General features: G+C 38.9%; 13 protein-coding genes. 1 reads left to right on the top strand and 12 read right to left on the bottom strand.

Annotated elements, in window-relative coordinates; all coding sequences use genetic code 11:
- Window positions 1–75 precede the first annotated feature (75 nt).
- From Q0191_RS09250 to hisS, 11 genes are all read right to left on the bottom strand, one after another.
- Window positions 76–543, bottom strand: coding sequence for a hypothetical protein (locus Q0191_RS09250; RefSeq protein WP_125373115.1), 468 nt, complete (start codon window positions 541–543; stop codon window positions 76–78).
- Between the two features lie 224 nt (window positions 544–767).
- Window positions 768–1,427, bottom strand: a complete 660-nt coding sequence (locus tag Q0191_RS09245; RefSeq protein ID WP_297665868.1) for a DUF6572 domain-containing protein — start codon at window positions 1,425–1,427, stop codon at window positions 768–770.
- An 84-nt stretch (window positions 1,428–1,511) separates the two neighbouring features.
- A complete protein-coding gene (locus Q0191_RS09240) occupies window positions 1,512–1,940 on the bottom strand; it encodes a hypothetical protein (protein ID WP_297665866.1) in 429 nt (142 codons plus the stop codon).
- A 47-nt stretch (window positions 1,941–1,987) separates the two neighbouring features.
- Entirely contained in the window at window positions 1,988–2,734 is a 747-nt protein-coding gene (locus tag Q0191_RS09235) for a PoNe immunity protein domain-containing protein (protein WP_297665864.1), read from the bottom strand.
- A gap of 435 nt (window positions 2,735–3,169) precedes the next feature.
- Window positions 3,170–3,358, bottom strand: coding sequence for a hypothetical protein (locus Q0191_RS09230; protein WP_297665871.1), 189 nt, complete (start codon window positions 3,356–3,358; stop codon window positions 3,170–3,172).
- 299 nt (window positions 3,359–3,657) lie between these two features.
- Window positions 3,658–4,404, bottom strand: coding sequence for a PoNe immunity protein domain-containing protein (locus Q0191_RS09225; protein WP_297665862.1), 747 nt, complete (start codon window positions 4,402–4,404; stop codon window positions 3,658–3,660).
- Between the two features lie 237 nt (window positions 4,405–4,641).
- Window positions 4,642–5,121, bottom strand: coding sequence for a hypothetical protein (locus Q0191_RS09220; protein WP_125373124.1), 480 nt, complete (start codon window positions 5,119–5,121; stop codon window positions 4,642–4,644).
- A 61-nt stretch (window positions 5,122–5,182) separates the two neighbouring features.
- Entirely contained in the window at window positions 5,183–5,677 is a 495-nt protein-coding gene (locus tag Q0191_RS09215) for a hypothetical protein (RefSeq protein ID WP_297665859.1), read from the bottom strand.
- 191 nt (window positions 5,678–5,868) lie between these two features.
- Window positions 5,869–6,528, bottom strand: a complete 660-nt coding sequence (locus Q0191_RS09210; protein WP_297665857.1) for a DUF6572 domain-containing protein — start codon at window positions 6,526–6,528, stop codon at window positions 5,869–5,871.
- A 104-nt stretch (window positions 6,529–6,632) separates the two neighbouring features.
- Window positions 6,633–7,502 (bottom strand): hypothetical protein, encoded by an 870-nt coding sequence (locus tag Q0191_RS09205; RefSeq protein ID WP_111694601.1) that lies wholly within the window; start codon window positions 7,500–7,502, stop codon window positions 6,633–6,635.
- 144 nt (window positions 7,503–7,646) lie between these two features.
- Window positions 7,647–8,927, bottom strand: a complete 1,281-nt coding sequence (gene hisS, locus Q0191_RS09200; protein ID WP_297665854.1) for a histidine--tRNA ligase — start codon at window positions 8,925–8,927, stop codon at window positions 7,647–7,649.
- A 184-nt stretch (window positions 8,928–9,111) separates the two neighbouring features.
- On the opposite strand from hisS, the gene Q0191_RS09195 reads away from it, so the two are divergent.
- Window positions 9,112–9,453 (top strand): metal-sulfur cluster assembly factor, encoded by a 342-nt coding sequence (locus Q0191_RS09195; protein ID WP_005591447.1) that lies wholly within the window; start codon window positions 9,112–9,114, stop codon window positions 9,451–9,453.
- Window positions 9,454–9,522: 69 nt separating this feature from the next.
- On the opposite strand, the gene ilvD is transcribed toward Q0191_RS09195, so the two are convergent.
- Window positions 9,523–11,229 (bottom strand): dihydroxy-acid dehydratase, encoded by a 1,707-nt coding sequence (ilvD, locus tag Q0191_RS09190; RefSeq protein WP_297665852.1) that lies wholly within the window; start codon window positions 11,227–11,229, stop codon window positions 9,523–9,525.
- Between the last annotated feature and the right edge of the window lie 320 nt (window positions 11,230–11,549).

Genomic DNA, 11,549 nt, shown 5'->3' with positions numbered 1-11,549 from the left:
TAAAGTGTGATAAGTCCAGTTTTTATGCGGATAACTAGATTTTTATGCTATTTTTTCTTTGAAAAATAACTGATTTCATATTTTTCTCCTTCGGTCTACTGGTAAATTCTTTCTACGACGTAGAATCGTTACTTCGCTGACAGGGATTTTTCCTGATGCATACGTAATATGACCGTACTTATCATCCATCAATGACGCACCATCTGCTATATTGTTTTCATTTAAAAATTCTTTATCAGAAACCAATATTTGCACATAAGAATCGGGTGCTGTAAAATCATCATCCCCATACTTGTGACCTGCGATTTCAAATTCATGATCTTTATACAAGACACTATCACAAACCAAATACCTTTGACTAACCTCACTATAAGGCACAAGCTTCCCGTATAGACCTTCTTCTTCACCATCTACATAGGAACTATAGGGGAAATAGCCTTCTTTCAACATTGCCGGATCTTCTGAAAGAAGGATATAGTCATTTATATAATTCACAAAATTAGAGTATACTTTATTTTGGTAAACTAAAAATTCTTTACGCATACTAACCCTCCACGTATTCCATTATACCATCTTTATTGACCCTACCAACCAAGACTTCCTCTCCTCCGACATTTAGATACAATTTAGAGCCTTCCTTGAGTCTACTTCGATCTGAATGACGATATTCAGGAATCAACAAATAGGTCTCAAACTCTTGTTTTAAAGGCTTTTCTATCTCACTTGGTCAATATTTGGCCAAAAATTTCGCTTACTTTTTTTCCAACTCACTCGGGCAATTCTACCTTCAAGCTCATATCCGTCGGTTGCAATACCTTCTGAACAGCGGCGAGAAAGGCTAGTCCGTTATCTGATGGAGAATACTGGAAAGTGATATGGATGACCTTTTTAGCAAAATTGTCTCCATATCGCTCCACATACTGTTTGCTTTCAAGGAAATAAATATAGTTGTTGAGTTTTTCCTGCAGAATTTCCAGATGGACTGCTTCTATCTCTTCCTCCCAGCCAACTGGATCAACAAGGAGTAACTCTAAATGATTATCAACTATACCAATAGCGTCAAGTTCGCTAGGTTCCAGTTCTGAAACAATGGCTTTGGTGACGATTTGGGTAAATTCTTCAGGAGAAAATATTTTTTGGTTATCAGATAAATCATTGAAAATTAAGTCAGGATTATTTTGTATAAAAATTTTATTCGACTCTTCTTGTGTATATTGTTTTTTAGATTTCCAAAAACCATAATCTGCATAATTCATCAACTCTTTACCAGTATGTTCTCCCGACATGTAACTATCTGCAGCTTCTTTGGGGATTTCTTGAACTACTTCTGGCATGGTAATATTAAAAGTTGGATAACGCAAGAAATACTTATCACCATCTCGACAGATTTCTAACATGTCTTTTTGGCTTACATAAATTGATTTCATTTTTATCTCCTTTGTCTTTTACCAAATATCTACTGATTAGTCATTCCCTATTTTGGGGCTGTTCTTATGATGTAATCCACTTTACTATAAAGGCCAGCGCCCTGTTTCAGCATAGGTCATGACTTCATATGCTCCCCTAGAAGATTCAAATGCTTTATCCATCAGTTCTTTAGTAATAGGATAGCGAACTTCTGGACCCATAGCCCCGCCAATTTCTTTAAAGAAGCTAATTTCGTAATAGCCGTCTGTCTCATATACAATAAATCCATTACCTCTATGTACAATCGTATCCGATTGATTATAATCATCTAACTCATCTGCCTTTGGCCAACGATGATGTTCACAATAAAACATTACTTCTAAAGAATCTTTTTCTGATTTTGAAACACATTCTGCTAATTCCTGACTAATGGGAAAGTTAAGCACTTCTTTCCCTCTACTCCACAGAATCTGATAATCATTATTGTTTTTTAATATCGTACAATTTTTGTATTGCTGAATTTCTGTTGCCATACAAACACCTATTCAAATACCTTTATTATTAGTTAAATTAAAATACTCTAAACTTCTGCCCTTTCCGCAATCAAATCATAAGGAAAATACTGAATACCTTCCAACTCCTTGTAATTCAAACCTCTAATTTTGCAGATAGCACCAGATTCAAAAGACCAATAACCTACATGATTTTTAACATTCTGCTTATGCAGATCATACCATCCTGCATCTCTGCTACCTTGATACCATTTCTTAGTCAAATATTCTTTCAACAGTTTAAGTGCCTGTTCAGAATTCTCTTCTTCAATAATTTTCCGAGTAAAGCCATAGGGTCTTGGGAAATTATAGTTTATCCGAATCTTCCAATCTGGATGACGAGACTGAATTAAGTAATCAATCAAATAATCCTCTGGATCATCTTTTTTTACCAAATCTACCAGCTGTTCAAAAATCTCCTCATCAATCTCTAACAGAATACCAATAGAAAGCGCCCATACCATTTGTTCATATCCCCATCCCTTATGCCATACTGGAACTAAACAAGCCACAAATGAGATGTATTCCTCTTTAAAAACTAACAAAGAAGCCCCACTAGAATAAGTTGCAAATAAAATATCTCTCTGATAAGACAATATAGTCGCTAAAGTTGAATTATATACTTCTATTGTTGGCTTCTTATAGTTTTCAATTCCATTATCTAAATCAATTTGAAGTTTTATTAATTTCTCTTGAAAATACTGCAATGCCTCTTTATTTGACATGAGGCCATCTTTATAATTCTTTTCTGTACTTAAAGTATCGCGTATATTCATTTTATATCTCCTTTATTACGGCCAAACAGCGCCAGGTTTAACTCTAATAATCCTACCAGTAGAATCCATAATTTCTTTGGTATAATAAGTTGAAACATTCCCACTTGTATCTACTTTACTGATGACAAACTCTACATCACCATTATCCAAAGCCTCTTTTAACTTGAATTTCTCAGTTCCATCTAGCGTATCAATCCTATCTCAAACCCACTGTTCAGACATCTGAGGACCTGACTTCGTATGCTGGTTGATATCTGAACTTCCCCACTTGGTTTCATTAATAACATATGAAGGTGGTGGAGTTTGGTTTTTATAAATTCCATCAATCCCCTTGACAATTGGATCATCGATTCCACTTGGTGCCGGCCTACCGATACTCTCAAGCGTGTATGTATTCCTGTTAGCATCTGGCGTACCACCATTTGGAAATTTTAGTTAGCCTGCTTTATCCATATTTCTAACTAACTCAGGACTATATTCATACTGATAGATACCTGATTTATAAGTATTATTACTCTCACCTTTGACTGTCGCAATCTCTGAACCTGATTTCAGATTTCCACTCTTATCATACAAGAGGGTAGAATCTTCTACAATACTTGTTGTGAAGTTTCCTTGGCTAATCCCATCTTTAGATACACGTCCTACAGATTACTATAGGCTATTATAGCATAAGAAAGTAAGGTTAGGACAGAAACTATAACCATTTGGAGAATAGCTAGTAGAGAGAGGAGGTGTAAAAATGAGTCTGGGACAAAAGTCTAACCTTAAATATAAAAAGCGAACAAAACGAGTTATCTGACACTCAGAATTCTGTCTTGTTCGCTTTTTTGTCTAATCTATCGATTTTAAAAATTTATAATAAGGAATTCCTAAAATCAAAATCTTTTTGTTCCAGACTCTTGTAAAACTATTAGCACACACTAGTCTTTCGCTCCTTCAGCAACCAAATCATAGGGGAAATACGGGACACCTTCCAATTCCCTGTAATCCAAGCCCTTGATTTTGCAAAGAGCACCAGATTCAAAGGACCAGTAACCATAATAATTATCAATATTCTCTTTATGCAGGTCATACCAACCTGTATCCCTATGTCCTGGATACCATTTCTTAGTTACATATTCTTTGAGTAGTTTGAGTGCCTGTTCAGCATTCTCTTCTTCAATAATTTTCCGAGTAAAGCCATAAGGTCTTGGAAAATTATAGTTTATCCGAATTGTCCACTCTGGATGACGATACTGGATGAGATAATCAATCAAATAGTCCTCTGGATCATCCTTTTTGACCAAATCTACCAACTTATCAAAAGTTGCCTCATCAATGTCTAAAAGAATACCAATGGAAAGAGCCCAGAGCATTTCATCATATCCAGAATTGCTCTGCCAAACTGGAAGAAGGCTATTGACAAAGTTAATATATTCCTCCTTAAAATCTTCAAGAGGATAACCAGCTGTATAGGTGGCAACTAGTGTTTCTTCGGTTAATACATTAATTGTCCCCTTGATATTTGCAATAACTTCGTCATTTGTTATCTTGTATCTTTGAACTCCTTCCTCCGTATCCTTAATTAAACCATTAATTTCTTTTTGCTTTTCATTTATTATTCTTTTTTCAAAATCAATTAACTTTAGTATTCTATCTTTTGTAGTCAATGTATCTCTAAAAGTCATTTATTATCCTCCTATGGCCATAAAGCGCCTTCTTTTAGGTTAATGAATTTTCAGCATATTACCAGTTTTATTGATTATTCTGATTTTCTTCCATTCAGGATGTTCCTCTTCTATCCCTTTTTTCTCTTGCCAAACTGGGACCAGTAGAAAGTGATTAAAGGGAATAACCGTACCCATAACTGTTGAGCAGAGTTTCTTCCTTTGTTTATTTCCTTCTATTTCTTTATTTTCTTTACTCTATTCACTTGTTTTATTTTTGTCAAACACATTTTCCCCTATTTCCGTCCAAAACCAATATTCTCTTGGAATTAAATCTAGGAAATATTGATATTCTCCAATCCATGGAGCTGATACATACTCTTCAAAAGAAATAGACTCTGCGTAATTTGAGTACAACAACAAATTGTCCATATCAACAAATAAAGATGGGGCGAAATCATAAATAGCGTTCAGTTTATCCCTTTTATACTCATTAGCAAAGACTTTCTTTAACTCTGAAAGGTCGCAACTATATTTTTGCATATCCTCTAAAAAATAGAGGACATTCTCGGGCAATAAAAACGGGGAGCGCAACCTCTCTTTATCAATATGTTCTACACTATATCTCGCTTCTTCGTAATTAATATACCACAGCTCCAAGTCAGAAATATACCAAGAATACTGATTTTTGTACTTAAAAGCGACAACAATATTTTCACCATATTTTGCTCTAATCATTTTTCTCCTTATTCAAATAAGTCTAGTTTTATAGCACTCAAGGAAATAGACTTTTGGAGCGCTATTCAAAACTATTTTTTAAAATTTCATATTCATGACATGCCAGTTCTACGAGCAAGATGCTCACGAGTGTTCCATCTTGAGAAAATCCTAATTTTGCTCTCCCATTAGTCAGATACATAGTTTCCTTAGGATTAAGCAACTGTATTTTCAAAAAGTCTTTAGACAAAAAGACATCAAAGGCCTGCCTCCTATCATGTAGTCCATTTGTAAACATGACAGTATCACGAAAAACAGGAATGCCTTCTATCTCTTCCACTTCTTCTAGACTCATGTCATCCATTAAAGTCACATTTGATACCTGGACAAGTATAATATTCATCAACCGAAAAGAATCTGGATTTATCCCAATCTCAAGTAGGCTATTATCACCTAGTAAACGGAAGTAAGCTTTTCGCATATATGAGGGGAAACTCGAACATTCAATAGTAAGAGGCGTATAATAGTCCACCTCTACATTGTAGGTATCTTCAATCACATGGCTTAATGTTAACATAGTCGACCCTCTCAATTTTAAATGATATGAACTAAACTGATAGAATAGTTCTCTTACTATATCAAGTTTTTTAGCCATTAATCAGAAAGCACTTTTTTACATTATACCATATTATAAATCTAGTCCAGAAAAGATTGCAAAGGCTTTTGAAGATTAGAAAAGAGAAGACAAACGCCTTCTCTTTTTCTAACTTACTCTGGCAATTCTATCTTCAAGCTCATATCAGTCGGTTGTAACACCTTCTGAACCGTCGCAAGAAAGGCCAATCCATTATCAGATGGAGAATATTGGAAAGTGATATGGATGATTTTTTTATCAAACTTATCACCGTATCGCTCCACATACTGCTTGCTTTCGAGGAAGTAAATATAATTATTAATTTTTTCTTGCAGAATTTCCAAATGGACTGCTTCTATCTCTTCCTGCCAGCCAACTGGATCCACCAGAAGAAGCTCTAAATGACTATCAACTATACCAATTGCGTCAAGTTCGCTAGGTTCCAGTTCTGAAACAATGGCTTGGGTGACAATTTGTCTAAATTCCTCTGCTGTAAAAAGACGACGAGTATTTCTTGGGTTTTTTAAAATAAAAGAAGGATGATTTTCGATGAAGAGCTTGTCAGATTCTTCTTGTGTATGTTGCTTTTTAGATTTCCAAAAACCATAATCTGCATAATTCATCAACTCTTTGCCACTATGTTCTCCCGACATGTAACTGTCTGCAGCTTCTTTGGGGATTTCTCTAATCACTTCTGGGCAGGTAATATTAAAGGTTGGATAACGCAAGAAATACTTATCACCATCTTGACAGATTTCCAACATGTCTTCTTTGCTTAAATAAATCGTTTCCATTTCTATCCTCCGTCATTCGAGCTAGTTGATAAATAAAGGCCTGAGACAAAAAGCCCCAGACCCGTTATCTATATAAATGAGATCCTAAATCTTATTTCAAACTATTAGATCTTTGATTTATCGGAAGATGAAGAGGAGCTTGAGTCAGATTTAGAGCCAGAATCGGTTGATTTATTTCCTTTACGGGTTTCTGCACCATTTGCTGAATACTCATTGACAAAAATTGATTTACGCAATTCAATAAAGTTTTCGTCATTGAGAATATAGCGACCCTCTTTTGTCTTCGTTAACTCCATTGTAAACTCACGTGGCGCAATGTAGCCAAAGTCTTCATTCATACGGTCAAAAGCATAGTAGAAGAGGAAGTTATTTACCAAAGCCAAACGCTTCTCCAGATCTGGATCCGTTGAGTCTTCCAAGGCTTTTACATCTTCAACCCCATTTTCAAAAAGACTAGCTTTGGTCATATTGATTAAATTGGCCAAATCACGTGTCGCAATCGCACGGCTCTTAAATGTTACAGTTGCAGTTTCTCCATCGTCTTCAACTTTAGTAATTTCAAAATTATCGCCAACCGTAGCTAAGACTTTAAAACGTGCTTGGTCAAATAACTCCAAGATTTTTGATGGAGGGAATTTTTCTGTTTTTAAGTCAAGCGTGTAGTTTTCTTCTGGCGTATATTTAGACAGATTTTCATCAACGTAAGACTGAGTAATGCCTTTCTTCCATTTGTCAACAGAAGTTCCCATCAAGGTCGTGAAACCTGAAGAGTGATCTGTAAAGACTGCACGCAAGATAATATCTGCGTCTTTTTCAATCCGCTTTTCATTGGTTTCTTTTTCTGATGTAGAAGATGAAGATTGCTCTGTCTTCACGTTTTCAGCGTTCTTCTTCTGTGGTTTTGGCAGGGCCGAACATGCTCCCAACAAAAGAATACAAGCAGGCAATACGCCAAATTTCATCAATTTTTTCATTTTTTCTCCTTTATTTATGTAAGAGTATAACCATTATACCAAAATGTTATCAATTTGTTACAGTATTTGCTCGTCGCGTAATAAAAATGTAATGTTTTGAGATCCCTTAAAGAGCTAGAAATTTAAGAAAGGGCAAGTTTTTCTCTAACAACCTAATTTTTCGAGAACAGCCTGATAGTTTTCTTGGACTTGATCCAGTCCAACCACCACTTCTTGACGAGTCGCATTATTCTTCACAGTGACTTGACCGCTCTCGATTTCACTTTCACCTAAAGTAATGATGGTCTTGGCTCCAAAAGCATCTGCTGACTTGAACTGAGCCTTGAGCTTGCGGTTCAGATAATCCCGTTCAGCCGCAAATCCTTGATTGCGGAGAGCTTGCACTAATTCCAAAGCACTGCGATTGGCAGCTTCACCTAGAACGGCAATATAGGCATCCAAGCCTGTCTCAAGTGGCAGAGCTACTCCCTGTTTTTCTAAAACCAAGAGGAGACGCTCCATTCCCATACCAAAACCAAAGGCAGGGGTTTCTGGCCCACCGAAGTAGTCAACCAAGCCATCATAGCGGCCGCCCGCACAGATAGTCAGTTCACTTCCTGCCACATCTGTCGTAAACTCAAAAATCGTGTGATTGTAGTAGTCCAGACCGCGCACCATATTGGTGTTAATGACATAAGGAACCTCTAAAGACTCTAGCATTGAGCGGACAGCCGCAAAATGCTCCTGACTCTCCTCGTCCAGAAAGTCCAAAATCGAAGGTGCCTGCGCAACGGCTGCCTTATCTTCTTTTTCCTTCGAATCCAGCACCCGCAGCGGATTTTCCTCCAAACGACGCTGACTATCCTTAGAAAGACTGTCTTTCAGCGGAGTCAAATAATCAATCAAGGCCTGACGGTAGGCAGCCCGACTCGCCGCATTGCCCAAACTATTCAGTTGCAGCGTCACCTGTCCAATCCCAATTTCCTTGAAGAACTGAGCCGCCATAGCAATCGTTTCTGCATCTGTCGCTGGATTTTCAGAGCCGAAGCACTCCACCCCGATTTGGTGAAATTCGCGCAAGCGACCAGCCTGAGGCCGCTCATAGCGGAACATAGATCCCATATAATAAAGCTTAACTGGCTTTTGAACCTCTGGCGCAAAGAGCTTGTTTTCGACATAAGAACGAACGACCGGTGCAGTTCCTTCTGGTCGTAACGTGATATGACGGTCTCCCTTATCGTAAAAATCATACATTTCCTTGGTCACGATGTCTGTCGTATCTCCAACAGAACGACTGATGACCTCATAGTGCTCAAAAATCGGTGTCCGAATTTCCGCATAGTTGTATTTTTTAAACGTCTTACGAGCAAACTCCTCCAGATACTGCCATTTAGCAGATTCCTGAGGGAGGATATCCTGAGTTCCTTTAGGTTTTTGTAATTTCATTTTCTGATCCTCTGCAACTATATAATATCTATTATTTTACCATAAATCAGATGTTTTGAGGAGTTAGAGCAGAAAAATTCCCTCCAAGAGACTAAATCCGTTTTCATTCGCCAGAATTTCTTGAAAAATTGTCAGAATTATGAGAAAATAAGACCACTATTCTATAAAGGAAGAAGGACAGAAGATGAGAGACGATATCAAAATCAATGACCGAGCCGCAGCTATCCAAGAAGAACTAATTAAGAAACTCGAAACAATTTACGATCCAGAGGTCGAGCTTGATGTCTACAATCTCGGGCTCATCTATGAAATCAACCTTGACGAGACTGGCCACTGCAAGATTGTCATGACCTTCACAGACACAGCCTGCGACTGTACCGAGACCGTTCCCATTGAAATCGTCGAGTCCCTGAAGCAAATCGAGGGCATCGAAACTGTCTCTGTTGAAGTCACTTGGTCGCCCGCGTGGAAAATCACTCGTATCAGTCGCTTTGGCCGCATTGCCTTAGGGATCAGTCCTAGATAAGAAAATGAACATTCATCCAAATTAATAAACCCGCTAGAAAAACTAGCGGGTTCTTTTGTCATATATAGGCTATTTTTTACCTGTTTCTTCTGGCTTCCAGAAGTCGGTAACAGCACCTTTAGCAGCAGAGGATACCATATGGGCATATTTACCAAGTACCCCACGGCTATAAAGCGGTGGAATGATCGTTTCTGCCTTGCGTTTTTCAAGTTCTTCTTCAGAAACTGCCATGGAAATTTCCTTGGTGTCTTGGTCAACCGTGACCATATCCCCTGTACGAAGATAGGCAATTGGTCCACCATCCTGAGCTTCAGGAGCAATGTGTCCGACAACGAGACCGTAGGTACCACCTGAGAAGCGACCGTCTGTCAGAAGGGCCACCTTGTCTCCTTGGCCTTTCCCTACAATGATAGAAGAAAGTGACAGCATTTCTGGCATACCAGGCCCACCCTTTGGTCCAACGTAACGAACAACGACTACATCGCCATCCACTACTTCATCGGCCAACACTGCATCAATAGCAGCTTCTTCTGAGTCAAAGACCTTGGCTGGTCCGACGTGACGACGAACCTTAACACCTGATACCTTGGCAACAGCGCCGTCTGGTGCTAGATTCCCATGCAAGATAATCAATGGACCGTCCGCACGTTTTGGATTTTCAAGCGGCATAATGACTTTTTGTCCCGGTGTGAGATCTGCAAAGTCAGCCAAGTTTTCAGCGACTGTCTTACCTGTACAAGTGATGCGATCACCGTGCAAGAAGCCATTAGCCAAGAGATATTTCATAACGGCAGGCACACCACCGACATTGTATAGGTCTTGGAAGACATACTGACCGGATGGTTTCAAATCCGCCAAATGCGGCACGCGCTCTTGAATGACATTGAAATCATCCAAGGTCAGCTCCACATTTGCCGCATGGGCAATGGCCAACAAGTGCAGAGTAGCATTGGTAGAGCCACCCAAAGCCATGGTCACTGTGATAGCATCTTCGAAGGCTTCGCGAGTCAGAATGTCAGACGGCTTAAGCCCCATTTCCAGCATCCGGACAACTGCTCGGCCAGCTTCCACGATATCATCCTTCTTATCTTGAGATTCTGCTGGGTGAGAAGAAGAGCCAGGCAAGCTCATACCTAGGACTTCAATAGCCGTCGCCATAGTATTAGCCGTGTACATACCGCCACAGCCGCCAGGGCCAGGGCAGGCGTTACACTCGATGCGGCGCACTTCCTCAGCAGTCAAATCGCCATGATTCCACTTCCCGATTCCTTCAAAAACGGAAACCAAGTCAATATCCTTGCCATCCAGATTTCCCGGTGCAATGGTTCCACCGTAGGCGAAGATAGCTGGAATATCCATATTGGCAATGGCAATCATAGAGCCAGGCATATTCTTGTCACAGCCGCCGATAGCGACGAAGGCATCCACATTGTGCCCACCCATGGCAGCTTCGATAGAGTCCGCAATGATATCACGAGATGTCAAAGAGAAACGCATACCAGGAGTTCCCATGGCAATCCCGTCCGCAACCGTAATCGTACCGAACTGAACAGGCCAAGCACCTTGTTCTTTTACTCCTTCTTTGGCCAGTTTCCCAAAATCATGCAGGTGAATATTACAAGGCGTATTTTCCGCCCAAGTCGAAATCACTCCGACAATCGGAGTCTCAAAGTCCTTGTCCGTCATCCCTGTCGCACGAAGCATGGCGCGGTTAGGAGATTTGACCATACTGTCATAAATCTTACTTTTGTGGCGTGTATCTACTTTATTTGTCATGTCTTTCCCTTTCGTTGTAGTCATCTTTGTGCTTTATTATACCACACTTAGGCTCTATTGGACAGAAGAAAATTTTTAAATTTTCAGAATATTGGAATAATAATCTAAAAATAGGCGCAATTGCTAAAAAGCTTTGCTATTGTCCAAAAGAAAATCAAAAATTTCTGTCAAGTAACTTTACTTTACAAAAAAGTTTTGTTATACTGTTAAAGTTGATGAAAATCATGAGATTGCATCGAATTACATTCTAAAAGGAGAAACAAACAATGGCAGTACCTGCACGTCGCACTTCAAAAGCGAAGAAAAACAAACGTCGTACA

The sequence above is a fragment of the uncultured Streptococcus sp. genome (assembly GCF_938036805.1).
Lineage (GTDB): Bacteria > Bacillota > Bacilli > Lactobacillales > Streptococcaceae > Streptococcus.
Note: the sequence above shows the minus strand (reverse complement) of the source record. Positions and strands in the feature narration are given on the sequence as shown.